The following is a 23,488-nucleotide window of genomic DNA, read 5'->3' as shown; positions in this document are numbered from 1 at the left end:
GCGGCGAGCGGTGCAAAACCCGCCGCCTGCGCCCCGGTCCGCGTCAGGCGGCGTCAGAGCGGATGCGCAGATGGCGGCGGTCGCGGCGGCGGTGCTTGGCGGCGTAGAGCAGCGCGTCGGCGCGGCGGACGAAATCGCGCGGCGAGCCGAATTCGGTATCGAACACCGCGATCCCCACCGATCCGCCGCTGATCATCGTCAGTCCGGCGGAGCCGACCGGGATGCGTAGCGCGTCGTCGATCCGCAGGCGCAGCGCCTCCGGGTCGGCGAGCAGCGCCGGATCGTCGACGATCAGCGCGAATTCGTCGCCGCCGATGCGCGCGGCCAGGCTGCCACGCAGCCACGGCTGCGACAGTGCGGCGCCGGTCATCCGCAGCACCTCGTCGCCGGCATCATGGCCCAGCGTGTCGTTGATCGCCTTGAACCCGTCCAGGTCGATCAGCACCAGCATCAGGGCGACGCCGTCCTTCCCGTGCGCCAATGCCATCGCCTGTTCCAGCGTCGCGTCGAACGACGCGCGATTCGCAAGGCCGGTGAGCGCGTCGGTGCTGGCGAGGCGACGCAGCCGCGTCTCCAGTTCGTGGCGCACGGTGACGTCCTGGAACACGCCGATCACCCCGGTGACGCGCCCGTCCACGATCTCCGCTTCCCCCATCGAGCGGACGCGGCGACGGTGGCCGCGCGCGGTGATGAAGTCGCTTTCGATATCGAACGGGGAGCCGTCGCACAGCGTGCGCTGCAAGGTGCGGCGCACCTGGTCGCGATCCTGCGGTGGGTAGAAGTCGAACGAATGTTCACGGGCCGGCTGCTGTCCCAGCGGCAGGCCGTGCAGCGTATAGGTGTTGTCCGACCAATGTATCCGGTCGTCGATCAGCGACAGATGCCACGATCCGATCGACGCGATCCGTTCCACATTGCGGAAGATGCGATCTTTGCGCGCAAGGTCGCGCAGCAGCCGCTCGCTCTCCTTCGCGAACTCGATCGCGCGCAAGGCGGTTCGGCGGCCCTCCAGCAGCGCCTCCGCCAGCGTCGCCAGATGCGCCAGCGCCTCCCGCGCGGCGGGGCTGATCCGGTGGCAGACCGAATCGATCACGCACAGCGTCCCGATCGGCTGGCGTACCCCGGCATCGTCGCGCAGGTGCAGCGGTGTCCCGGCGTAAAAGCGATAGCCGGCATCGGTGACCAGCGGGCTGTCGCGATAGACGCCGTCCTGCGACAGGTCGTCGATGACCACCGGTCCCTGCCCCCGGATCGTGCGGTCGCACATCGCCACGTCGCGGCGGAACTCGCGCGGGCCGGCGACCGTCCCGGCGGCGACCCATAAACGGTCGCGATCGACGAGGTTGAGCAGCGCGATCGGGCAGTCGAGCATCCGGGCCGCGAGCGCGACCAGCGCATCGAACGCCTGTTCGGGTGCGGCGCCGAGCAGTTCGAGCGAATGGAGCGCGGCCAGCCGCCGCTCCTCGCGGTCGATGTCGTGATCGCGTGAGTCCGCAGGCGTGCTATCCATCGCGCGATCCTGTACCGGTTGGCGTTAACATTCCGTCCCAGGGCCCGGAGGATTATGACGCAGGATGCCGATCGCGCGGACGCCGGCGCGCCCCTGCCGCCAGCGATGCCGCTGGCGCTTCAGTGGAGCATCCACCTCGCGCGCGACCGGCGGCGGTCGGAACATACGGTGCGGGCGTATCGCGCGACGGCCGAACGGTTGCTGGCGTTCCTGTCCGGGCATTGGGGCGGGCCGGTGGAGCGCGCGGCGCTGGCGGATGTGACCGCCGCGGACCTGCGCGCCTATCTGGCGGCGCGGCGGCGCGGCGGGCTGGGCAACAGTTCCGCCGCGCGCGAGCTGTCGGCGGTGCGCGCGTTCCTGGACTGGGCGAACGGGGCGGGCAGCGCGCCGGTGCTGCGCGGGCCGCGCGTCAAGGCGGGGGTGCCGCGCCCGGTCGCCCCGGCGGAGGCGGTCGCGCTGGCGCAGGAGGTCGCGGTCGAGAGCGACGAGCCATGGGTGGCGGCGCGCGACTGGGCGCTCCTGCTGCTGCTGTACGGTGCGGGGCTGCGCATCGGCGAGGCGCTGGCGCTGACCGGCGCGGTACTGCCACTGGGCGAGACGATCGCGGTAACGGGCAAGCGTGCCAAGACGCGGATCGTGCCGCTGCTGCCGGCGGTGCGCGACGCAATCGCCGATTATGCCGCACGCACGCCCTGGCCGGTCGCCCCCGACGCATCGCTGTTCCGCGGGGTGCGCGGGGGGCCGCTGTCCCCCGGGGTGGTGCGGGTGAAGGTGCGCGCGGCGCGAGCGCGGCTGGGCCTGTCCGAACGCACGACCCCGCATGCGCTACGCCACAGTTTCGCGACCCATCTGCTGGGCCGCGGCGCCGACCTGCGCGCGTTGCAGGAGTTGCTCGGCCATGCCAGCCTCAGCTCGACGCAGGTCTATACGGCAGTGGACGCGGCGCATCTGCTGGACGTCTATCGCGCGGCGCATCCGCGCGCCTAGTCTCCGCGCGGTTGCCAGGTGACGACGCGGTAGAAGTAGTAGCCGATCGCCAGCACCGTCAGCGCGATCCCGGCGGGGCCGACATAACGGTCGAGATCGGCATAGCGGCTGCCCAGGACATAGCCCGCGCCCGCCAGCACCCCGTTCCAGATAATGCTGCCGGCGAAGGTCGTCGCCAGGAACGGCCACAGCCGCATCCCCGCCATCCCGGCGGGCAGCGAGATGAGCGTGCGGAACGTCGGCATGAAGCGGAACACGAAGATCACCCAGCCGCCGTGGCGGTGGAAGAAGGTGCGTACCCGCTCGACATCGTCCCATTCCAGCGTCAGCCAGCGGCCGTGCCGCTCGACGAACGGGCGGAAGCGCGCATAGCCGAGCCGCCGCCCGATCTCGTACCAGAACACATTGCCGGCGGTGGTGCCGGCGGTTCCCCACAGCAGCAGCGGCAGCATCTCCATCTCACCGCGCGCTACCGCGATCCCGCCCAGCCCCATGATGACCTCCGACGGGATCGGCGGCACGACGTTTTCCAGCGCCATCAGCAGGAAGATGCCGATATAGCCGCCCCAGACGATCCAGTTGATGATGAAGTCGGTCATGGGCGCCAGCGGGGCGACGGGCTTCCTCCGCCGTTCGCCCCGAGGAGGGGCTGAACCTGTCGAAGCCCCGTCTCGAAGGGTATGCGCCGTGGCTGTGCTTCGAGACGGCATCTCGGCTTCGCTCGATGCCTCCTCGGCACGAACGGGGTGGGGAAGGAACGTGAAGCGCCCGTCATCCGGCCCCAACCGCCGGTCAGACGGCGCGTTCCGCCAGCCTGCGGTCGATCGCGTCCCAGATGAGGCCGGCGACGTCGGTGCCGTCGAACCGCTCGATCGCGACGATGCCGGTAGGGGAGGTGACGTTGATCTCGGTCAGCCATTCCCCGCCGATCACGTCGATGCCGACGAAGATCAGCCCGCGGCGCTTCAGCTCCGGACCCAGTTCGGCGCAGATCGCGCGTTCGCGGTCGGTCAGCTCGGTCTTTTCCGCCGATCCGCCGACCGCCAGGTTGCTGCGGATCTCGCCCTCGCCCGGCAGGCGGTTGATCGCGCCGGCGACCTCGCCGTCGACCAGCACGATGCGCTTGTCGCCCTTCGCCACGTCGGGCAGGAACGCCTGCACCATATGCGGTTCGCGCCACGTCTGGTTGAACACCTCGATCAGCGCGGACAGGTTCTCACCCTCCGAACCGACGCGGAAGATCGCCTTGCCGCCATTGCCGTGCAGCGGCTTCACCACGATCGCGCCATGCTGCTTCAGGAACGCGCGCGCCTCCTCCAGCGACCGCGTCACCAGCGTCGGCGGCATGAAATGCGCATAGTCGAGGACGAAGACCTTTTCGGGGGCGTTGCGCACGCTGGCGGGATCGTTGACCACCAAAGTCCGGTCGGCGATCCGCTCCAAGAGGTGCGTGGCGGTGATATAGCCCAGGTCGAAGGGTGGATCCTGCCGCATCAGCACCACGTCCGCCTCCGCCCCCAGATCGAGGCTGACCGGATCGCCGAAGCGGAAATGGTCGCCGACGACGCGCTGGACGGTGACCGGATGCGCGCGGGTCCACAACCGGCCGTCGGACCAGTTGAGATCCTCCGCGGTGTAGTGGAACAGCCGGTGCCCGCGTGCCTGCGCCGACAGCATCAGCGCGAAGGTCGAATCGCCTGCGATGTTGATCGTGGCGAGTGGGTCCATCTGGACGGCGACGGTGAGCTTCCGGGTCATGCGCGGGGATGTAGGCGGGCGGGGCGGCGCTGTCAGTAGCCGATCCACGCATTCTCGATATGGCGCGGCGGGGTGCGCGGGGCGAGGAGGATGACGTCGACGCGGATATCCTCCCCCGCGGTGGCGTAGCGCGGCATCAGTACCTCCGCCGCGGCGGCGACGCGGGCGAGGCGGCGATGGTCGATCGCATGATCCAGCTCGGCGGCGGTGGCGCGGCTCTTGACCTCGACGAAGGCGATTAGCGCGCCGCGCTTGGCGATCAGGTCGACCTCCCCGGCGGGGGTGCGGACGCGGCGGTCGAGGATCGACCAGCCCTTCAGCCGCAGCCACCACGCCGCGATCCGCTCTCCGCGCCGCCCGGCCGCCTCGGCGGCGATGCGGGCGGCGGCGGGGCGGGGACGGGCGGGACGCATCGGGGCACGATGGCGGGGGCGCGAATGTTGTCAATGTTGAGACGCTGGCGATGTGCGCGCGCGGTTGGGGCCGGTGGTGAGAAAGAGCCTTTCGGGTGTGGCAGAGGGGGCGGGCGTAGGACAGGGGGGGCACGCGAAGACGCGGAGGCGCGGAGGGGGTTGCGGTCGGGGCCCGGTGGTGCGCCTTTCGCGACCGCGCGCTTTTCTGCGAAGTGCCTGCGGTGCAGGCGCCGTTGAGGCGGCGTCATCCCAGCGAACGCTGGGATCTCGTGCCGCGGGCGGTCGGTCGATGGGGGGCAGGCCCCTGCCTTCGCTGGGGCGACGCTCCTGCAAGCTACCCCTTCATCTCCAGCGCGCGGGCGTAGAGCGCCTTGCGGTCGAGGCCGAGTGCCTTGGCGACTTCCCCGGCGGCCTTGGACGCGGGGAGGCGGGTGAGCGCCTCGGCCAGAGCGGCGTCGGCGTCGGCGGCGCTGGCGGGGGCGGGGGGATCGGGGGGCGCGACGACGACGACGATCTCGCCCTTCGGCGGCGCATCGGCGTAGCGTGCGGCGAGCGACGAGAGCGTGCCGGTGACGGCTTCCTCGAACTTCTTGGTGATCTCGCGCGTGACCGCCGCCTCGCGGTCGCCCAGCCCGGCGGCGAGCGCGGCGAGGCAGGCGGCGAGGCGCGGACCCGATTCGTAGAAGACCAGGGTGGCGCGGATCGCCGCGACCTCCGCGATCGTCTCCGCGCGCGCCTGTTCCTTCGACGGCAGGAAGCCCATGAACAGGAAACGGTCGGTCGGCAGCCCGGCCAGCGTCAGCGCGGCGACCGCGGCGCACGGGCCGGGGATCGTCACCACCGCATGGCCAGCCGCGCGCGCCTCGCGCACCAGCTTGAAACCGGGATCGGAGATCAGCGGCGTGCCCGCGTCGCTGACCAGCGCCACCGCCTCGGTGCCCATGCGCGCGATCAGTTGCGGGCGGACGTGCGCGGCATTGTGATCGTGATAGGGGGTCATCGGCCGCTTGACCCCGATATGGCGGAGCAGCCCGGCGGTCACGCGCGTGTCTTCCACCGCGATCACAGCGGCTTGGCTCAAGACCTCGGCCGCACGCGGTGACAGATCACCGAGATTGCCGATCGGGGTGGCGACGATATACAGCCCAGGCGTCAACGAGTTCACGAGGGGTGTCATGGCAGAGGCGATCACCTGGCCGCAACGGTCCAGAGCACTTTCGCGATTCGTCGCGTTCATGGGCGCGATACTGCTTTCCGCCTGTTCCACGGTCGTGCCCCGCGCGCCGATGGAGCCGGGGCGGCCGCAGACCGGCGCGCAGGCGCCGCGGCCGACCAACCCCGAAGTGGTGCAGGGCCTGCCGCAGGATGTCGCGCGCAACCGCGTGGCGTTGCTGGTCCCGCTGTCGGGCGGCAATGCCGGGGTGGGCAAGAGCCTGGCCAATGCGACGCAGCTGGCGCTGCTCGACACCCGCAACCAGCAGGTGCGCATCACCAATTACGACACCGCGCCCGGCGCGGCGCAGGCGGCACGGCGCGCGATCGCGGACGGTGCGCAACTGATCCTGGGGCCGTTGCTGGCCGAGGACGTGCGCGCGGTGGCGCCGATCGCGCGCGCCGCCGGGGTGCCGGTATTGTCCTTCTCCAACGACGTCAGCGTCGCGGGCAATGGCGCCTACCTGCTGGGCTATGCCCCGGCACAGGCGATCGAGCGTGTCGTCGCCTATGCCAGCGGCAAGGGGATCAGCAATTTCGGCGGGCTGGTGCCCAATGCGCTGTACGGCAGCCGGGCGTCGACCGCGTTCCTGCGCGCGGTGGAGGATGCCGGCGGGCGCGTCGTCTCGCTCCAGACCTATGACCGCGGCGCGGTGGGCGCGGCGGTGCAGCGCATGGCCAAGGACGCGCCGTTCGGTGCGGTGCTGATCGCGGACAGCGTGCCCGCGGCGGCCGCGGCGGTGCCGCTGCTGCGCCGTGCCAGCCCGTCGACGCAGGTGCTGGGCACCGAATTGTGGAATTCGGACAATAATGTCGCGTCGGCCAGCGCGCTGAACGGCGCGTGGTTCGCCAGCGTGCCCGACAATCTGTACCGCCAATATGCGCGCAATTACCGCGCGCGGTTCGGCACCGCGCCGTACCGGCTGTCGAGCCTGGGGTATGACTCGGTGCTGCTGGTGGTGCGGATCGCGCGCGACTGGCGCGCGGGCACGCCCTTCCCCGAGGCGCGGCTGCGCGATTCGGACGGGTTCGCCGGGATCGACGGCGCGTTCCGCTTCGGCCGCGACGGCGTGGCCGAGCGCGCGCTGGAGGTGAAGGAAATCCGCGGCGGGGCTACCGTCACCGTGTCTCCGGCGCCGACCGGATTCGGGAAGTAACGGGGCGGAGCGGGGTCACGCGAAGACGCGAAGAGGGTTTTCGCGCAAAGGCGCAGAGCCGCAGAGAGAGGGCGATCAGGGCGCGGTAGCGCGCCTTTCCATGCCGTTTGCGTGACGGGTGTGATCGCCTGCGGCGCGATCCTCTCCGCGTCTCTGCGTCTCAGCGCGAGCAAATCTCCTTTGGCCGCTCAGACCGTGAGGCGGAAGCGGAAGACACGGCTTGGGCCATCTTCGGGGACGACGTAGAGGTCGCGGCCGTCGATCGCCATGCCTTCGCCCGTGTACGGCCCGCCGCGGCCGAACGGGCGGATTGGGCCGATCGCGCCGGCGCGCAGCGTGCGCCGGACCGTCATCGTCGGCCAGTCGAGCCAGTCGACGGTGCCGCTCCACCAATTGGTGTTGCCCCCGGCGACCAGGTGGCCGCCCTCGAACTTCATGTCCTGATAATGGGTGCGCGACGGGTTGGGGACGGCGCGCAGGTGGCGCGGATCGTCGGGATCAATGACGTAGAGCAGCCGGCTGTCCCAATTGCCTGCGACCAGCCGGCCGGGGGCGGCGGCGATGCAGCCGATATGGTCGGCGACGCGGATGCGGCGGCGGACGTGGAGCGTCCCGGCATCGATCTCCAGCAGCACCGACGAGCTGTCCGGGCGCATTTCCGCAACCGGTACCCACAGCGAGTCCCCGCTGCGCGAGATGCCGCCGGGGTGGTAGCGCACGCCGTCGGTCAGCTCGATCCGGCGCAGGAATCGCCCGGTCGCGCGATCGAATTCATGCAGATAGCCGCGGCGGCTGCGCCGGTCGACCGAGGTGACCCACAGCCGCGGGCCGTCGATCTCCAGTCCCTGGACATGGAACAGCTCGCCATCCAGCGGCAGCGTGCCGATCAGCCGCGTCCCCTCGATCGCGTCGTCCGGGCGGGCGGGTGCGCGCGCCGCCGAGAGTGCGGCGAACACGACCAGCAGCGCGAGTAGGCCGGGGCGGCGGGGCGTTCGAGGTGAGCGGGACTGGCGGAACATGCGCGAACGGCTCCATCACCGTTGGTGTCGCCGCGCGCCTGACACGGGGATATGTCAGCACGATGGGATTTGCGTTTCGGTTTGATGAGAGCGGGCGGTTTGATGAGAGCGGCGGTTGACCGCGCCGCGCCGCATCGCTACCCGGCGCCGCGACATCGCTGAACCACTCGCGCGCCGAGTCCTGTCGAAGGGCGCGCGGGTTCGCCCGGCAGGCGGAGACCTGTATCCATGGCCAACGTAGCAGTCATCGGCGCGCAATGGGGCGACGAAGGCAAGGGCAAGATCGTCGACTGGCTGGCCGAGCGCGCTGACATGGTCGTGCGGTTCCAGGGCGGGCACAACGCCGGCCACACGCTGGTGGTGGGCGAGAACGTCTACAAGCTGTCGCTGCTGCCGTCGGGGATCGTGCGCGGCACGCCGTCGGTGATCGGCAACGGCGTGGTGCTGGACCCGTGGGCGCTCAAGGCGGAGATCGAGCGGCTGGCGGCGCAGGGCGTCGTCGCGACGCCCGAGACGCTGCGCATCGCGGACAATTGCGCGCTGATCCTGCCGTTCCACCGCGACCTGGACGGGCTGCGCGAGGATGCGTCGGGCGCGGGGAAGATCGGGACGACACGGCGCGGGATCGGCCCGGCGTATGAGGATAAGGTCGGCCGGCGCGCGATCCGCGTGTGCGACCTGGCGCATCTGGGCGATCTGGGGCCGCAGCTGGACCGGTTGACCGCGCATCACGACGCGCTGCGCGCCGGGTTCGGGGAGCCGCCGATCGACCGCGACGCGCTGGTCGCGGAACTGCGTGATATCGCCGGTTTCGTCCTGCCGTTCGCCAAGCCCGTCTGGCGCGACCTGAACGAGGCGAAGGAGGCCGGGCGGCGCATCCTGTTCGAGGGCGCGCAGGGCGTGTTGCTGGATATCGACCACGGCACCTATCCGTTCGTGACCAGCAGCAACACGATCGCGGGCACCGCGGCGGGCGGATCGGGGCTGGGGCCGGCGGCGGTCGGCTTCGTGCTGGGGATCGCCAAGGCCTATACCACGCGCGTCGGATCGGGGCCGTTCCCGACCGAGCTGGAGGACGACATCGGCGAGCGGCTGGGACAGCGTGGGCATGAGTTCGGCACGGTCACCGGCCGCAAGCGGCGCTGCGGCTGGTTCGACGCGGTGCTGGTGCGCCAGTCGGCGGCGGTCGGCGGGATCACCGGGATCGCGCTGACCAAGATCGACGTGCTGGACGGGTTCGACGAGGTGAAGATCTGCACCGGATACCGACTGCGCGGCGAAGTGCTGGATTATTTTCCGTCGCATGCCGCCGACCAGATGGCGGTCGAGCCGGTGTACGAGATGATGGAGGGCTGGCACGAATCGACCGCGGGCGCGCGCAGCTGGGCCGACCTGCCGGCGCAGGCGATCAAATATATCCGCCGCGTCGAGGAATTGATTCGCTGCCCCGTGGCGCTGGTATCGACCAGTCCAGAGCGCGAGGACACGATCCTGGTCCGCGATCCCTTCGCGGACTGACGCGTCTGTTCCGCGATAGATTCGCGGAACGGCCCCGCCCCGGAATGTCCGGGACGGGGCCGTTCACGGTCGGGTGACCGCAGTTACGCCTGCGGCGGGGTCGTGCCGGTCGGCGGTGCGGTGGGACCGGTGGTCCCGGTCATCGGATCCGGGCTGGCCGGGGTGCCCATCGTTCCCGACGAATCACCGCCCGATGGCGCCATCGTATCTGGTACCGGCGTTGCAGTACCGTGCGGGCGTGTCGAAGGGCGCCTGGTGTCGTGCCCGCGATGGTCGGGCATCGGTGTCGTAGCGGTACCCGGCGGCGTCTGCATTCCGGTGGTACCGGGCTGGCCGGTCGTAGTGCCGGTGGCGGGCGGAGACATCGTCTGGGCCGATGCCGCGGCGGGAAGCAGCAGGGCCGCCGTCGCCAGAATGATCGTCGAGCGCATGATAACCTCTCCTGTGTTTTCAAGCGCTTCAACGGCTTGGGACCAGGGGATGTTCCGCGCTTCGACGGGCCGCAACGCCGCTTGGTCGCGGCGGCGGGTGGCCCCGCCCCCCGTAGAGGGGCGAGGCCGGTGCGTCACCGCGGCTTGTCGGTGGCGGTCGTCGAGATGCCGCCGGCGGTGCCGGCGCTCATGCCCGAGGAATCGGCACTGGTGCCGCCGGCGACGCCGCCGCCGGTCGCGACCGAGCCGTTCGGGGTGTTGACCGTCGCGCCAAGCGCGCCGTTGCCGCCCATCGTCGCACCGCCCGACGATGCGGAGGTCGCGCCGTTGGCACCGCCGGTCACGCCGACGCTGGTGCCGTTGACGGTATCGCCCACCTGCCGGCCGGTCTGGCGCGCGGTGGCGGCGGTACGGTCCGCGGTGCTGCGCGCGGCGGCGCGGGTGCGATCGGCGGCGCGGCGCGTCGCCTCACGCGTGCGTTGCGTCGTGCGGGCGGCGGTATCGCGGACCGCGCTGGTGTCGGGCGTCTGCAGCTGGCCCGTGGCGGTGCCGCCGAGCGTGCCGCCGACCTGACCCATGGTGCCGCCGACCGTGCCGCCCAAGCCGCCACTGACGCCGCCCGCCAGCTGCGCCGATGCGACGCCCGGTACCGACAGGGCCGCGGAGGCCAGAAGGATGGTGATACGCATATCCATTCTCCTCACAATTACGCAGGAGCAACGATGCGATCGGTGGAATCGTTCCCGAATCGGTACTATAACATTACCCGCATTGGGCACGGTGGAGCAGCGCCTGATCGGCGAGCACCAGCGCGACCATCGCCTCCACCACCGGCACGCCGCGGATGCCGACGCACGGATCGTGGCGGCCCTTGGTGGCGATATCGGCGGCCTCGCCGGTGCGGGTGATCGTTTCGACCGGGGTCAGGATCGAGCTGGTCGGCTTGAACGCGGCGCGCACGCGGATCGGCTGGCCGGTGGCGATCCCGCCCGCGATCCCGCCGGCGTGGTTGGCCAGGAAGCGCGGGCCGCCGTCGCCGGGGCGCATCGGATCGGCATTCTGTTCGCCCGACAGCGCCGCCGCGGCGAAGCCGTCGCCGATCTCCACCCCCTTCACCGCATTGATCGACATGATCGCCGAGGCCAGTTCGCTGTCGAGCTTGGCATAGAGCGGCGCGCCCCAGCCGGCGGGCACGCCGGTCGCCTCGCACGCGATCACCGCGCCCAGCGAGGAGCCGGACTTGCGCGCGGCATCGACCTTCGCCTCCCAGCGCGCGGCGGCGGCGGCATCGGGACAGAAGAACGGGTTGGCGTCGATCTGCGTATCGTCGAACGCCGCCGGGTCGACCGCATCGCCGCCGATCGCCTCCACCCAGGCGCGCACGCGCACCTGCGGCACGACCGCGCGCGCCACCGCGCCCGCCGCGACGCGCGCGGCGGTTTCGCGTGCCGACGACCGCCCGCCGCCGCGATAGTCGCGGAAGCCGTATTTGGCGTCATAGGCGTAATCGGCATGGCCGGGCCGATAGGCGAGCGCGACGTCGGAATAATCCTTCGACCGCTGGTCGACATTCTCGATCATCAGGCTGATCGGCGTGCCGGTCGTCTTCCCGTCGAACACGCCGGACAGGATGCGCACCTGATCGGGTTCGCGGCGCTGGGTGGTGAAGCGCGACTGGCCGGGGCGGCGCTTGTCGAGCCACGGCTGGATATCCTGTTCCGACAGCGCGATCCCCGGCGGGCACCCGTCGACCACCGCGCCCAGCGCCGGCCCGTGGCTTTCCCCCCAGGTGGTGAAGCGGAAGACGCGGCCGAAGGTGTTGAAGCTCATCGCGGTGTACCGGGGGGGAAGGCGGGGGCGAACATGGCGCTCGCCATGACAGATTGCGCGCGGCTATGACAGGGGCGTGATCGCGCGGGGGAGCGGCGCCGGGGGGCGTCGCCACGCGATTCGGCGAAGGGGAATATCCGGTGGCGAAGGTGAGGACGGCGGCCCTGCTGATGGCGGGGCTGGTGGCGGGGTTCGGCGCGGGCGTGGCGCATGCCGACGACAAGGCCGATTTCGAGCGTTGCGACGGGCGGCAGCATCCCGGCAAGCAACCCGATGGGCTGCGCGGGCAGGTCGGCTCCACGCCGTTCCAGCTGCTGGGCGGGAGCCGCGATGCGCAGACGATCGCCGCCTGCACCGTCGCGCTGGGCAGCCCGCGGCTGTTGCCGACGCAGACGCTGCGGCGCGCGCATCTGTTGCGTGCGCGGGCGGCCGCGCGGCTCCATTCCGACGATCTGGCCGGGGCGGTGGCGGATCTCGACCTGGCCGAGGCGGCGGCGGGGCCGCTCGCGCAGGACCGGTTCTACCAGCGCAGCATGGGTGTGTCGTTGACGCTGCTGCGCGCGCTGGCGGCGGCGCGCAAGGGCGACGTGGCCGCGGCAGCGCCGCTGGCGCGGCAGGCGATCGCGGCGCGCCCCTATGCGCTCGAGGTGCAGCAGGTCGCGTCGACGATCCTGCAGTTCGAGCCGGGCGGGACGCCGGGCGACCTGCTGCGGCTGGACCCCGATGCCGCGACCGGAATGCTGATCCGTGAAGCGGATGCGGGCAATTTCGCGCGGGTCGTGGCGCTGGCACCGTCCGTCGCCGTATCGTGGCCGACCGAGCCGCTGCCGCCGCTGGCGCTGGCGCTGCGTTCCCCCGATTCGGACCGGCTGCTGGCGGCGATGATGGTGAGCTATCACATCGCCTATGCGCGCGCCGCGACCGGCGACGTCGCCGGCGCGAAGGCGATGCTGGCGGAGGTACGTCAGCGGATGGCCGCCGCGCTGCCGGCCGCTGCGGCGACGCCGGTGCCGGCCGCGACCGGCAAGGATGCGGAGAAGGCGTCAGCCGCGCTGCCCGCGCTGGCGACGGCGATCCGCGAGCGGCTGGGCGAGTTTTCCGAACGCTATGCCAAGCGGATCGAGGCGCGGATCGCGGTGGCCGAGAAGCGCCCCCACGATGCGCTCGCGATCATGAAGGCGACGCCGATGCCGCCCAACGCCGCGACCGCCGAACTGATGAGCGCGGTGAAGGCGGCGCTGCCCGCGGACAAGGCGGCGGCGGTGGGATCGTTCGAACCGGCCGACGCCGATGCCGCCAAGGCGCGTCGCGACGGGCTGGTCGCCGTGATCCCGCTCGCGATGATCGCGCCCGAAACGCCGCGATCGGTGGTCGATTACGACCGTGCACGCCCGAACATCCTCGGCGCGTTGATCGGCGGCGCGCTGAGCATGGGGACCAGCCTGCTCGGGGGGATCAGCCGCACCGACGGCTTCCGCTCCACCCCCAACGCCGACGGGACGGTGATGGTGGAGTTCATCGGCAACACCCCGTCGCAGACGCTGGTGCAGGAAATGACGCTGCTGCGCGCGGCGGAAGTCGCGAAGGCAGCGGGGAAGCCCGCGTTCGTGATCGTCAAGCGCAACGATTACATGCGCCGGCTGGTGCAGACCCAATATGGCCGCGAGATCAGCAGCACGCCGACCGGGTACAAGACCGAACTGACGATCCGCGCGGTCGACAAGGGCGTCGATCCGGCACGCGCGCTGGACGCGACCGGAGTGATCGATGCGCTGGGGCCCTTGTATTACGAGGAGAAGAAGCCGGCGTGAGGGTGGGGGGCTCGCGCCGGGTGGCGCCGCCCGGGTGCGGTCTGGAGCCTTTCGCTGGGATGACGTTTGGCGGGAGGGGCCGGTCTTGGTTCGTGGTCAGTCTACCGACAGCGCGGCGAAGGCGGGGGCGTGGCGGGCCTCGCCGCGGGTGCCGCAGGGCATCAGTCCGCCCTGCAGCGGCAGCGCCATCAGATAGTCGCCGGCATAGGGGGAGGCGAAGTTGCGCGCGTAATCGGCGTGGAAGCCGAAGCGTTCGTAGAAGGACGGCTCGCCCAGCACGAAGCACAGGACGATGCCGGCGCGCTCCAGCTGTTCGATGCCTGCCCGGATCAGCGCCTCCGCCACGCCCTGCCGGCGCCACGCCGGGGCGACCGCGACCGGCGCGAGCGCGACGGCGGGAATCGCCTTGCCGCCGGCATCGACCCGCATCCGGCTGAACGCGACCGCGCCGGCGAGCGCCCCGTCATCCTCGTCCACCGCGACCAGCATCAGCACCATGTCGCCGTCGACGCACAGCCGGCGGACCAGATCGGCCTCGTCCGCGCGCGGGAAGCCGGCGCGGAGGAGCGCGTCAATCGCGGCGACATGCGCGGCGCCGGCGGGGTGGATCGCGATGGTCATGCGCGCGTCAGGCGAGCGCGATGTCGGGCGCGTCCTCCGCCTTCATCCCGATGACGTTGTAGCCGGCGTCGACATGATGGATTTCGCCGGTGACGCCGCTGGCGAGATCGGACAGCATGTACAGGCCCGCGCCGCCGACATCCTCGATCGTGACGGTGCGGCGCAGCGGGGCGTTCAGCTCGTTCCATTTCAGGATGTAGTTGAAGTCGCCGATGCCGCGCGCCGCCAGTGTCTGGATCGGGCCGGCGGAGATGGCGTTGACGCGGATGTTGCGCGGCCCCAGATCGACCGCGAGATATTTCACGCAGGTTTCCAGCGCGGCCTTGGCCACGCCCATGACGTTGTAATGCGGGATGACCTTTTCCGCGCCATAATAGGTCAGCGTCAGGATCGCGCCGCCTTCCGGCATCATCGCCTGCGCGCGCTGCGCCACCGCGACCAGCGAATAGGCCGAGATGTTCATCGTCATCAGGAAATTGTCGAGCGTGGTGTCGTAGAACTTGCCGCGCAGCTGCGACTTGTCGGAAAAGCCGATCGCATGGACGACGAAGTCGATCGTCGGCCATTCCTTCGCCAGTTCGGCAAAGGTCGCGTCGAGCGCGTCCATGTCCGACACGTCGCAGTCGAACAGCCGCGCGACGCCCAGCTGCTCGGCCAGCGGGCGGACGCGCTTTTCCATCGCCGCACCCTGATAGGAAAAGGCGAGCTCCGCGCCCGCCTCGCTCAACTGCTTGGCGATCCCCCAGGCCAGCGACTTGTCGTTGGCCAGGCCCATGATCAGCCCGCGCTTGCCCGCCATCAATCCGTTCACGCCGTCACGCCCTTCATTCGATTTCGCTAAGTCGTTGCGCTCCCCTCTACTACCGGTTCGGGCGGCTCCGCCAGTGCCGCGTTGAGATGGGCGCCGAACACGAGGCCGAGACCGATGAGGTAGAAAAACAGCAGCATCACCACGACCCCCGCCAGACTGCCATAGGTCAGGTCGTAGCCGCCCAGCTGCGACAGGACGAACGGCAGGCCCGCGGTCATGCTGACCCACCACAAGGTCGTGAACAGCGCGCCGGGCCATTTCCGACTTTCGGACTTGCGGTATTTACCCGGCGTGACCGAGTAGAACAGCATGTAGAGCGCGCCGAACATGATCGCCGCGGGCACCAGCCGGGCAAGGCCGAGCCAGCTGGCGACATCCTGCGCCACCGGCAGCAGGCGGTAGATGAACTGTTCGGCGGCGGTCAGTACGCCCTGTACCAGGAACGAGATCAGCGCGATCACCACCGAGGCGATGATCGCGAGGCTGAGGCCGAGGCGGGCGCGCCACAGCGACTGGCTGCTGCGCGTGCCGTAGGCGCGGCGGAAGATGTCGCGGATCGTCTCCGCGAAGCTGCCGACCGTCCACAGCCCGATCAGCGCGCCCAGCCACAGCAGCGAGCCGGTGCGCGCCGCCAGCACGTCGGCGATCGGCTTGCGCAGGATGTCGGCGACATTGGGGGGCAGCACCGACAGGAAGCTGCGCACCGCATGCTGCACGTCGTCGCTCTGCCCCACGACCGAGGCGATCGCGGCCGCGACGATGAAGAATGGAAACACCGTCATCAGCGCGAGATAGGCCAGGTTTCCCGCGTGCATGAACCCGTCATTATAGACGCCGATCAGCGCGCGCTTGAGCACTTCCCACGCATAGGCGCCCGGCCGCACCCGTGCCAGCCGCCGGTCGAGCCGGCGGCGCGCCGCAGCGTGATCGCGGCCGCGATCCTCGGGGGTGAGTGCCGTCTGGCCGTCTGTCACGGGGGATCAGACGCCCATCGCGGCGCGCGGGTTCCCTCCTCCGGTCCAGCCGGCAACGAACGCCTTGAGCGCGGCATCCTCCGCGGGGACGTCGACCACCAGCGTGACCAGCTGGTCGCCGCGCTCGCCGCCCTTGCGATGGAAGCCCTTGCCCTTCAGGCGCAGCGTCTTGCCCGAGGTGCTGCCGGCCGGCACGGTAATCATCACGGGATTTTCGACCGTGGGGCATTTCACCTTGCCGCCCTCTACGGCTTCCTTGAGCGTGATCGGCAGGTCGAGGCGCACGTCGTCGCCGTCGCGGGTGAAATAGCGGTGCGGCTGCACCTCGATCGTGACGATCGCGTCGCCGGCGCCGCCCGGCCCCGCCTCGCCCTTGCCCGCGAGCCGCATCTGCGTGCCCGTCTCGACCCCGGCGGGCAGTTTCAGGTCGAGCGTGCGCCCGTCGGCCAGCGTCACGCGCTGCGGCGCGAGCGTGGCGGCGTCGACGAACGGCACGGTCAGGCGATAGGCGGTGTTCGCGCCTTTCTGCGGCGGGGTGCCGCGCCGGCCGAAGCCGCTGGCGAAGCCGCCGCCGGTGCGCCCGCCGAACAGCCCCTCGAAGATATCCGACATGTCGGCGCCCTCGCCGCCGAATTCGAACCCCTGCGAGCGGAAACCGCCGCCGCCTGCGCCGCCGGGGCGCGGACCGCCGCCGCCGCCGAAGCCGAACGGGGCCGTGGGATTGCCGTCGCCGTCGATTTCCCCGCGGTCGAAGCGCGCGCGCTTGTCCTTGTCGGTCAGCAGGTCGTAGGCGGACGTCACCTGCGAGAAGCGTTCCGACGCCTTCGGATTGTCCTTGTTGCGGTCGGGATGCAGTTCCTTGGCGAGCTTGCGATACGCCTTCTTGATGTCCGCTTCGCTGGCGCCGCGCGCCACGCCCAGCGTCGCATAAGGATCGGCCATAATGTCCCCGGTTGTTACTACCTAGCTATGTGGGGCCAGCACGGGCGCGGCGCAATCGTCGTGTATCGGCGGTGCCGAGGGGGATTCCTCGATCGGGGCGACGTCGACGCTGACCTCCATCGACTGCGCGCCGGAGCCGAGGACGACGCCGTCGACGGGCGCGATCTCCGCATAGTCTCGGCCGATCGCGACGATCACATGGTCGCCCGCCATCCAGATGCCGTTGGTGGGATCGACCCCGACCCAGCCGCGCGCCGCGCCGCACCATAGCAGCACCCAGGCATGGGTCGCGTCGGCGCCGACCAGCCGCGCCTCGCCGGGCGGCGGGATGGTGCGGATATAGCCGGAGGCATAGGCGGCAGGCAGGCCGGCGGCGCGCAGGCCCGTAATCATGATCTGCGCGAAATCCTGGCACACGCCGCGGCGGTGGCGGAACGCCTCGTGCGGGGGGGTGTCGACCAGCGTGGCGGCGGGGTCGAAGGCGAAATCGTTCTGGATGCGGCGCGCCAGCGCGATCCCCGCCTCCAGCGCGTTGCGGTCCGGCGACAGGTCCGCCGCGCAATATTCGGCGATCGCGCGGTCGAGCGGGATCAGCGGCGAGGGGTAGAGATAGGCCGCGGGACCGGCGGCGGAAATGTCGGCCGAGGCGCGCGCCATCCGCGCGACCTCCGCCAGCGTCGGATCGGCGGCGTCGGGCACGGGCACCAGCCGGTCGACCGTCAGCTGCGCGCGGCTTTCGATCGTCAAGCGGCGCACCGGCTGGTCGACCACCAGTCGGGTGACGTGCGCCAGCCCCGCCTCCGCGCGCGCGGGCATTGCACGGCCGGACGGTTCGACGGTCAGGTCATAGGTCTCCAGCCGCTGGCCGGGCCAGTCGATCGGTTTCAGCCGCAGGTTGCAGCGCGCGAACTTGACCGCATTGCCATAGTCGAAGCGGGTGATGTGGCGGATATCGTAGCGCATCAGGCGAGCGTCAGGCCGCTGGCGCGTAGCGGCTCGGCCCCGCGCAGGAAGTAACGGTGCGCGATCGCATCGGACAGGCGCATCAGCCGGCGCTCCACCTCGCCCAGCGTCGCGGCGTCGAGCGTGCTGGCCTGCGCCGTGGCGACCAGCGCGCAGAGGCCGGTCGCCTCCACCTGCTGCGGTTCGGCCATGCCGTCGTCGTCGAGCACCGGCAGCCGCGCGAGATGGTCGCGGATTGCCTCCACCTGGAACGCCAGCGCGCGCGGATTGCCGGGATCGAGGACGGTGAGGTCGACGACGGGCACGCGCGCAATCCCGGTCAGGTAGCGCTGGCGGTAGCTGATCTGGCTGTCGGCGAAATCGAGCAGCGTCGACAGATCGTCTACCGACGCTCCCGCCAGCCCGAACGCGCGCGCGGCGCGCGTGATCGCGGTGCCGCGTTCGATCCGCCGCCCCAGATCGTGGAAGCGCCACGCGGCGGTGCGGCCCATATGCTCGGCCGACAGGCCGGCGATCGCGGCATAGCGGCGCTGGAGCGAGCCGGCGCGGTCGAGCATCCCGCGCTGCGTCGGGAAGGGTGCGTCGAGCAGCCGCACCATGTCCGCCGACAGCCGGTCGCGCGATCCCGCCGCGATCCGCTGCGCATGGCCGTTGATGGTCGCAACCGATTGCCAGTCGGGCGATTCCATCGCGATGCGCGCCATCTGCGTCAGATCGTGGCGGCGCAGGCTGTCGGGCCGGGGCGCGGCACCGACGCCGACGATCGCATCGACCAGCGCGCCGACCGTGCGCGTGCCGAGTGCCGCGCCGGCATCGGCGTCGATCGAATTGCCCAGCATCACGCGGATCGCCGCCAGCAACGCCTCGCCACGTTCCAGATAGCGGCCCAGCCAGTAGAAATTGTCGGCGACGCGGCTGGGCAGCGTGCCGGGGTTGCGGCGGACGTGGAGCGAATCGGCGGCGGGGAGCAGCGACGTCTGCGGCACCGGATCGCTGCCGAAGACGCACACGTCGGCGGACCATGTGCCCTCGCCCAGCACCGCCGCGCGCGGATCGGGATGCTCGCCGATACGCGCGAAGCCGCCGGGCATCACCTGCCACCGGCCGTCGCCGTCGCGCGCGGCGAACACGCGCAGCGTGAACGGGCGCGGTTCCAGCCGGTCGCCGATCACCACCGGCATCGACGACAGCCGCACCACTTCCTGCCCGACATAATCCTGCGGCCGGCGGGTGAGGTCGTCGAGGAAGGCGGCGCGCTGTTCGCGGGTCAGTTCCGCGCCGGCGACCGCGCCGTCGGCCGGCAGCCCCAGCGTGCGCGCGCCGAACGCCGACGACAGCAGCAGCGAATCGAGTTCGGCGGCGACATGCTCGGCCTCCGCCGGCTGGCCGCACCACCAGGTGGCGATATTGGGCAGGATCAGGTCCGCGCCGGTCAGCCGCGTCGCCAGCTGCGGAAGGAAGGCCCCGAACGCGGTGCTTTCCAGCACCCCCGAACCGGGGGCGTTGGCGATGACCACGTTACCTTCCGTCCAGCTGTCGATGAGGCCCGGCACGCCGATCCGCGAATGCGAATCGAACGCCAGCGGATCGAGCAGCCGCGGGTCGAGCCGCCGCCACAGCGCATCGACGCGCTTCAGCCCGCCGATCGTGCGGACGTAGAGTTTGTCCTCCAGCGCGGCGAGATCGTCGCCCTCCACCAACAGGAAGCCGAGATAGCGTGCCAGATGCGCCTGTTCGGCATAGCTGGGATTGTAGCGCCCCGGCGTCAACAGCCCGATGCGCGGGTCACTGCGCCGGCACGACGCGGCCAGCCCGTCGCGGAACGCCGCGAAGAACGGCGCGTGGCGGCGCACGTTGAGCCGCCCCTGCAAGCCCCCCAGCGTGCGGCTGACCGCCAGCCGGTTTTCCAGCGCATAGCCCGCGCCAGTGGGGGTGCGCAGGTGATCCGCGAGCACGCGCCATTCGCCCGATGGCCCGCGCCCCAGGTCGATCGCGACGAAATGCAGGTGGCAGCCGCCCGGCGGCGTCACGCCCACCAGCGGGCGCAGGTAGAAGGGGCTGCCGGTGACCAGCGTGGCGGGCAGGTGCCCGCGCGCGACCAGATGGGCGGGGCCGTAGAGATCGCGCAGGATGGTTTCGAGCAGCTCGGCGCGCTGCACCACGCCGCGTTCGATCGTCGCCCATTCGGCATCGTCGATCAGCAGCGGCACCGGGCTGAGCGGCCAGGGGCGCTCCGCCTCCTCCCCGATGATGCGAAAGCCGGTGCCGATGTCAGCGGCGTGGCGTTGCACCCGTTCGCGCGCGTGCGACAGATCGTCGCCGGCGACCGCGGACAGTTCCTCCAGCATCGCCAGCCACGCCGCGTCGCCCGGATCGTGGAACACGTCCGCCCCGGTGCCGGCGGCCGCATAGCCGTCCGCCCAGCGGCGCGCGTGCGTCCCGGCATCGAACAGCGCGGCCTGTGTCGCCAACTCCATCCCCTCTATCGCTTGGCCGCGCGACCCTAGGGGACGTTGCGGTGCAACACAAAGGCTTTACCGGGGGGTGACGCCTGCGATCGTCAGCGTGCGGCCTTCTCGTCGCGCTCGCGATAGAATTCCTGCACCACCGCCCAGCCTTCGGCGGCGCTGTCGACGTAGCGGAAGATGCCCAGGTCGCGTTCGGACACCACGCCTTCCTCCACCAGCGCGTCGAAATTGACGACGCGCTCCCAGAATTCGCGGCCGAACAGCAGCACCGGGATCGGCGCGACCTTGCCGGTCTGGATCAGCGTCAGCAGTTCGAACAATTCGTCGAAGGTGCCGAACCCGCCGGGGAACGCCGCCAGCGCGCGCGCGTGGAGCAGGAAGTGCATCTTGCGCAGCGCGAAATAGTGAAACTGCGTCGACAGCGACGGGGTGACGTAGGGGTTGGGCGCCTGTTCGTGGGGCAACACGATGTTGAGGCCGATCGATTCGGCGTGCACGTCCGCCGCGCCGCGGTTGGCCGCTTCCATGATCGACGGGCCGCCGCCGGAACAGACGACGAAGTGCCGCCGCCCCGCTTCGTCGCGCGGGAAGTTCGAGCACAATTGCGCCAGTTCGCGCGCCATGTCGTAATATTTGCTCTTGGCGACCAGCCGCTCGGCGATGCGGCGGCTTTTGTCGTCGGTGGCCATGTCGAGCAGCGCCTGCGCCTTGGCCGGCTCCGGGATGCGCGCCGAACCGTAGAAGACGAAGGTGGAGCCGATATGCGCCTCCTCAAGGATCAGCTGTGTCTTGAGCAGTTCCAGCTGGAAGCGGACCGGGCGCAGATCCTCGCGCAGCAGGAAGTCCATGTCCTGGAACGCCAGGCGATAGGCCGGGCTTTCGGTCTGCGGGGTGGAGATGTTGTGGGCGGCGGCGTCGGCATCCTGCTTGGCAGCGGGGAAGACGCGGCTGGGAACGCGGGTTTCTGTCATCCGGGGGGTGTAGTCACGCTTCGTGACGCCCGCAAGACGGCGCCCTCACCGGCAGAACGCCTTGCCGTCGTCCTCCAGATGCAGGTGGTCGCGATGCGCCTCGTTATAGTCGGGCGACAGGACGGTGCCGAAGCGGCGGCAGGCGGAGGTGCGGATCGTCGCGAGGAAGCGGCGCACCTGCGGATCGGGGGAGTTCCAGTCCGACAGGATCGAGATCCGCCGCCCGTCCTTCAGCTCGAACGCGGCGATGTCGATCGCATTGGCGATGGCATGCCCCGACCGGCGCGCCGGGCCGGCGGTGCCGACGGTGTTGCGGCAGGCGTAGCTGCCCATCGAGACGACGCGCGACAGCTGCGATCCCAGGATCTGATACGCCGCCGGCGCGACGCCGTTGCGCGCCCAGGCGGCATAGGCGCGCGCCTCGCCGCAGCGCACCGCGCCCAGATTGGCGGTCGGCACGCCGATGTCGAGCAGCTTGACCGTGCCGGAAAGCGCACAGCCGGGCGCGATCTGCCGGTCGGGCAGCGGCTGGAAATCGACGCCCAGCGCGCGCAGGTCGGCATGGCATTGCGCGGTTTCGCGCAGCGACGGCCCGGCGACCTCCGCCCGCGGCGCCTGCGGGGCGGGGCGCTCGACCCGGCCGCAGGCGGCGAGGGCCAGGGCCATCGCGATCGTCGTGCCGGCGCGGTTCCGATGACCCCTCATCCGCATCGCTTGCGGCATGGTGGACCCCGGAACAAGTCCGAGGTGACGGAAGGGTCGGGGGGCGCGGCAGATGGTTGACGTCTGGTGGTTGACAGGGCGCGATTGGCCGCTAGGGCGGTCGACGGGCCACGCGGTCCCAACGCCGCGCGTGCTCTCTGTGAGGAGAGTCTGACATGACTGATTCGATTGCCGCCGACGCCACCCTTGCGCCCGCGAAGCCCGCCACCCGGCCGGCGCGCCCGCATTTTTCCTCCGGCCCGTGCGCCAAGCCCCCCGGCTATGACCCCGCCAAGCTGGCGACCGACGTCCTGGGGCGTTCGCACCGCTCGAAGCTGGGCAAGCAGCGGCTGCAATATTGCATCGACCTGATGCGCGACCTGCTGAACCTGCCCGACACGCACCGCATCGGCATCGTCCCCGGTTCCGACACCGGCGCGTTCGAAATGGCGATGTGGACGATGCTGGGCGCGCGCCCGGTCACCGCGCTGGCGTGGGAAAGCTTCGGCGAGGGCTGGGTGACCGACGCGGTCAAGCAGCTGAAGATCGACCCGATCGTCATCCGCGCCGATTACGGCCAGCTGCCCGACCTGACCCGGGTCGACTGGTCGAACGACGTGCTGTTCACCTGGAACGGCACCACCAGCGGCGTGCGCGTGCCCGACGGCGACTGGATCGCCGCGGATCGCGAGGGGCTGTGCTTCGCCGACGCGACCAGCGGCGTGTTCGCCTACGACCTGCCGTGGGACAAGATCGACGTCGCGACGTTCAGCTGGCAGAAGGTGCTGGGCGGCGAGGGCGCGCATGGCGTGCTGATCCTGGGTCCGCGCGCGGTCGAGCGGCTGGAAAGCTACACCCCCGCCTGGCCGCTGCCGAAGGTGTTCCGCCTCGTCTCCAAGGGCAAGCTGACCGAGGGCGTGTTCAAGGGCGAGACGATCAACACGCCGTCGATGCTGGCGGTCGAGGATGCGATCTGGGCGCTGGAATGGGCCAAGGGGCTGGGTGCCGGCGGCCTCATCAAGCGGTCCGACGCCAATGCCGCGGCGCTGGACGCGATCGTCGCCGAGCGCGACTGGCTGGGGCATCTGGCGCAGGACGCCGCGTCGCGGTCGAAGACCAGCGTGTGCCTGACGGTGGATGCGGACGAGGCCGTCATCAAGAAGATGGTGTCGCTGCTGGAGGCCGAGGGCGCCGCGTTCGACATCGGCGGCTATCGCGATGCGCCCCCGGGGCTGCGCATCTGGTGCGGCGCCACGGTGGATACCGCGGATATCGCGGCGCTGGGTCCGTGGCTCGACTGGGCCTACGCGACCGCGAAGGCCGCCTGATCCACCGATTCCCGAATTAACACGTCATCCCAGCGGAAGCTGGGATCTCTCGCCGCAAGCGC

21 protein-coding genes are annotated in these 23,488 nt (G+C 70.7%); 5 read left to right on the top strand and 16 right to left on the bottom strand.

Features of this window, described 5'->3' with window-relative positions; genetic code table 11:
• Window positions 1-43: 43 nt before the first annotated feature.
• Window positions 44-1,510, bottom strand: coding sequence for a diguanylate cyclase domain-containing protein (locus tag COA17_RS06325; RefSeq protein WP_096611049.1), 1,467 nt, complete (start codon window positions 1,508-1,510; stop codon window positions 44-46).
• 105 nt (window positions 1,511-1,615) lie between these two features.
• Between COA17_RS06325 and COA17_RS06320 the strand changes: the two genes are divergently transcribed.
• Complete coding sequence (locus tag COA17_RS06320; protein WP_096611616.1) at window positions 1,616-2,497, top strand: tyrosine-type recombinase/integrase; 882 nt, start codon at window positions 1,616-1,618, stop codon at window positions 2,495-2,497.
• Here the strand turns inward: COA17_RS06320 and COA17_RS06315 are convergent.
• The 4 genes from COA17_RS06315 to rsmI form a co-directional block, all read right to left on the bottom strand.
• Entirely contained in the window at window positions 2,494-3,096 is a 603-nt protein-coding gene (locus COA17_RS06315) for a DedA family protein (protein ID WP_066491242.1), read from the bottom strand. The two genes, COA17_RS06320 and COA17_RS06315, sit on opposite strands and share 4 nt — an antisense overlap.
• 193 nt (window positions 3,097-3,289) lie before the next feature.
• Entirely contained in the window at window positions 3,290-4,255 is a 966-nt protein-coding gene (gene gshB / locus COA17_RS06310; protein ID WP_096611047.1) for a glutathione synthase, read from the bottom strand.
• 32 nt (window positions 4,256-4,287) lie between these two features.
• Complete coding sequence (locus COA17_RS06305) at window positions 4,288-4,668, bottom strand: YraN family protein (protein WP_096611045.1); 381 nt, start codon at window positions 4,666-4,668, stop codon at window positions 4,288-4,290.
• Window positions 4,669-5,002: 334 nt separating this feature from the next.
• The gene (gene rsmI / locus COA17_RS06300; protein WP_096611043.1) at window positions 5,003-5,845 is read right to left on the bottom strand and encodes a 16S rRNA (cytidine(1402)-2'-O)-methyltransferase; all 843 of its coding nucleotides are present in this window, start codon (window positions 5,843-5,845) and stop codon (window positions 5,003-5,005) included.
• Between rsmI and COA17_RS06295 the strand changes: the two genes are divergently transcribed.
• A complete protein-coding gene (locus COA17_RS06295) occupies window positions 5,844-7,037 on the top strand; it encodes a penicillin-binding protein activator (protein WP_096611041.1) in 1,194 nt (397 codons plus the stop codon). The genes rsmI and COA17_RS06295 overlap by 2 nt on opposite strands.
• A gap of 188 nt (window positions 7,038-7,225) precedes the next feature.
• Here the strand turns inward: COA17_RS06295 and COA17_RS06290 are convergent, their stop codons facing one another.
• Complete coding sequence (locus COA17_RS06290) at window positions 7,226-8,056, bottom strand: DUF6454 family protein (RefSeq protein ID WP_141397037.1); 831 nt, start codon at window positions 8,054-8,056, stop codon at window positions 7,226-7,228.
• Between the two features lie 228 nt (window positions 8,057-8,284).
• Here COA17_RS06290 and COA17_RS06285 point away from each other — a divergent pair, with 228 nt between their 5' ends.
• Complete coding sequence (locus tag COA17_RS06285; RefSeq protein WP_066485195.1) at window positions 8,285-9,574, top strand: adenylosuccinate synthase; 1,290 nt, start codon at window positions 8,285-8,287, stop codon at window positions 9,572-9,574.
• 565 nt (window positions 9,575-10,139) lie between these two features.
• Here COA17_RS06285 and COA17_RS19300 read toward each other — a convergent pair.
• The gene (locus COA17_RS19300) at window positions 10,140-10,694 is read right to left on the bottom strand and encodes a hypothetical protein (RefSeq protein ID WP_176484822.1); all 555 of its coding nucleotides are present in this window, start codon (window positions 10,692-10,694) and stop codon (window positions 10,140-10,142) included.
• A 73-nt stretch (window positions 10,695-10,767) separates the two neighbouring features.
• Window positions 10,768-11,835 (bottom strand): chorismate synthase, encoded by a 1,068-nt coding sequence (aroC, locus tag COA17_RS06275; RefSeq protein ID WP_096611037.1) that lies wholly within the window; start codon window positions 11,833-11,835, stop codon window positions 10,768-10,770.
• Between the two features lie 140 nt (window positions 11,836-11,975).
• Between aroC and COA17_RS06270 the strand changes: the two genes are divergently transcribed.
• Window positions 11,976-13,646, top strand: coding sequence for a hypothetical protein (locus COA17_RS06270; protein WP_096611035.1), 1,671 nt, complete (start codon window positions 11,976-11,978; stop codon window positions 13,644-13,646).
• A 96-nt stretch (window positions 13,647-13,742) separates the two neighbouring features.
• Here the strand turns inward: COA17_RS06270 and COA17_RS06265 are convergent, their stop codons facing one another.
• The 8 genes from COA17_RS06265 to COA17_RS06230 all read right to left on the bottom strand — a co-directional run bounded on the left by COA17_RS06265 (window position 13,743) and on the right by COA17_RS06230 (window position 22,062).
• Complete coding sequence (locus tag COA17_RS06265; RefSeq protein ID WP_066492252.1) at window positions 13,743-14,267, bottom strand: GNAT family N-acetyltransferase; 525 nt, start codon at window positions 14,265-14,267, stop codon at window positions 13,743-13,745.
• A gap of 7 nt (window positions 14,268-14,274) precedes the next feature.
• Window positions 14,275-15,066, bottom strand: coding sequence for an enoyl-ACP reductase FabI (gene fabI / locus COA17_RS06260; protein WP_066492265.1), 792 nt, complete (start codon window positions 15,064-15,066; stop codon window positions 14,275-14,277).
• Window positions 15,067-15,104: 38 nt separating this feature from the next.
• Window positions 15,105-16,052, bottom strand: coding sequence for a YihY/virulence factor BrkB family protein (locus COA17_RS06255; protein ID WP_066492268.1), 948 nt, complete (start codon window positions 16,050-16,052; stop codon window positions 15,105-15,107).
• A gap of 6 nt (window positions 16,053-16,058) precedes the next feature.
• Window positions 16,059-16,994: a DnaJ C-terminal domain-containing protein gene (locus COA17_RS06250; protein WP_096611033.1), complete on the bottom strand. Its 936-nt coding sequence runs from the start codon at window positions 16,992-16,994 to the stop codon at window positions 16,059-16,061.
• Between the two features lie 21 nt (window positions 16,995-17,015).
• Window positions 17,016-17,957 (bottom strand): transglutaminase family protein, encoded by a 942-nt coding sequence (locus COA17_RS06245; protein ID WP_096611031.1) that lies wholly within the window; start codon window positions 17,955-17,957, stop codon window positions 17,016-17,018.
• Window positions 17,957-20,434 carry a circularly permuted type 2 ATP-grasp protein gene (locus tag COA17_RS06240; RefSeq protein WP_096611029.1) on the bottom strand — a complete coding sequence of 826 codons (2,478 nt, stop codon included), beginning with the start codon at window positions 20,432-20,434 and terminating at the stop codon, window positions 17,957-17,959. Before COA17_RS06240 ends, COA17_RS06245 begins: the two co-directional genes overlap by 1 nt.
• A gap of 83 nt (window positions 20,435-20,517) precedes the next feature.
• The gene (locus COA17_RS06235; RefSeq protein WP_066491615.1) at window positions 20,518-21,396 is read right to left on the bottom strand and encodes an LOG family protein; all 879 of its coding nucleotides are present in this window, start codon (window positions 21,394-21,396) and stop codon (window positions 20,518-20,520) included.
• Between the two features lie 45 nt (window positions 21,397-21,441).
• Window positions 21,442-22,062, bottom strand: coding sequence for an extensin family protein (locus COA17_RS06230; RefSeq protein WP_096611615.1), 621 nt, complete (start codon window positions 22,060-22,062; stop codon window positions 21,442-21,444).
• Window positions 22,063-22,274: 212 nt separating this feature from the next.
• On the opposite strand from COA17_RS06230, the gene COA17_RS06225 reads away from it, so the two are divergent.
• Window positions 22,275-23,426 carry a phosphoserine transaminase gene (locus COA17_RS06225; protein WP_096611027.1) on the top strand — a complete coding sequence of 384 codons (1,152 nt, stop codon included), beginning with the start codon at window positions 22,275-22,277 and terminating at the stop codon, window positions 23,424-23,426.
• The last annotated feature ends 62 nt before the right edge of the window (window positions 23,427-23,488 follow it).

Source organism: Sphingomonas ginsenosidimutans (assembly GCF_002374835.1).
Lineage (GTDB): Bacteria > Pseudomonadota > Alphaproteobacteria > Sphingomonadales > Sphingomonadaceae > Sphingomonas > Sphingomonas ginsenosidimutans.
This window is presented reverse-complemented; position numbering and strand designations above follow the sequence as displayed.

Excerpts from the sequence above, each read along its gene's own strand:
- COA17_RS06325 (WP_096611049.1), bottom strand. The coding sequence starts at position 1,510 with ATGGATAGCACGCCTGCGGACTCACGCGATCACGACATCGACCGCGAG.
- COA17_RS06320 (WP_096611616.1), top strand. The coding sequence starts at position 1,616 with ATGCCGCTGGCGCTTCAGTGGAGCATCCACCTCGCGCGCGACCGGCGG.
- COA17_RS06315 (WP_066491242.1), bottom strand. The coding sequence starts at position 3,096 with ATGACCGACTTCATCATCAACTGGATCGTCTGGGGCGGCTATATCGGC.
- gshB (WP_096611047.1), bottom strand. The coding sequence starts at position 4,255 with ATGACCCGGAAGCTCACCGTCGCCGTCCAGATGGACCCACTCGCCACG.
- COA17_RS06305 (WP_096611045.1), bottom strand. The coding sequence starts at position 4,668 with ATGCGTCCCGCCCGTCCCCGCCCCGCCGCCGCCCGCATCGCCGCCGAG.
- COA17_RS06295 (WP_096611041.1), top strand. The coding sequence starts at position 5,844 with ATGGCAGAGGCGATCACCTGGCCGCAACGGTCCAGAGCACTTTCGCGA.
- rsmI (WP_096611043.1), bottom strand. The coding sequence starts at position 5,845 with ATGACACCCCTCGTGAACTCGTTGACGCCTGGGCTGTATATCGTCGCC.
- COA17_RS06290 (WP_141397037.1), bottom strand. The coding sequence starts at position 8,056 with ATGTTCCGCCAGTCCCGCTCACCTCGAACGCCCCGCCGCCCCGGCCTA.
- COA17_RS06285 (WP_066485195.1), top strand. The coding sequence starts at position 8,285 with ATGGCCAACGTAGCAGTCATCGGCGCGCAATGGGGCGACGAAGGCAAG.
- COA17_RS19300 (WP_176484822.1), bottom strand. The coding sequence starts at position 10,694 with ATGCGTATCACCATCCTTCTGGCCTCCGCGGCCCTGTCGGTACCGGGC.
- aroC (WP_096611037.1), bottom strand. The coding sequence starts at position 11,835 with ATGAGCTTCAACACCTTCGGCCGCGTCTTCCGCTTCACCACCTGGGGG.
- COA17_RS06265 (WP_066492252.1), bottom strand. The coding sequence starts at position 14,267 with ATGACCATCGCGATCCACCCCGCCGGCGCCGCGCATGTCGCCGCGATT.
- fabI (WP_066492265.1), bottom strand. The coding sequence starts at position 15,066 with ATGGCGGGCAAGCGCGGGCTGATCATGGGCCTGGCCAACGACAAGTCG.
- COA17_RS06250 (WP_096611033.1), bottom strand. The coding sequence starts at position 16,994 with ATGGCCGATCCTTATGCGACGCTGGGCGTGGCGCGCGGCGCCAGCGAA.
- COA17_RS06245 (WP_096611031.1), bottom strand. The coding sequence starts at position 17,957 with ATGCGCTACGATATCCGCCACATCACCCGCTTCGACTATGGCAATGCG.
- COA17_RS06240 (WP_096611029.1), bottom strand. The coding sequence starts at position 20,434 with ATGGAGTTGGCGACACAGGCCGCGCTGTTCGATGCCGGGACGCACGCG.
- COA17_RS06235 (WP_066491615.1), bottom strand. The coding sequence starts at position 21,396 with ATGACAGAAACCCGCGTTCCCAGCCGCGTCTTCCCCGCTGCCAAGCAG.
- COA17_RS06230 (WP_096611615.1), bottom strand. The coding sequence starts at position 22,062 with ATGGCCCTGGCCCTCGCCGCCTGCGGCCGGGTCGAGCGCCCCGCCCCG.
- COA17_RS06225 (WP_096611027.1), top strand. The coding sequence starts at position 22,275 with ATGACTGATTCGATTGCCGCCGACGCCACCCTTGCGCCCGCGAAGCCC.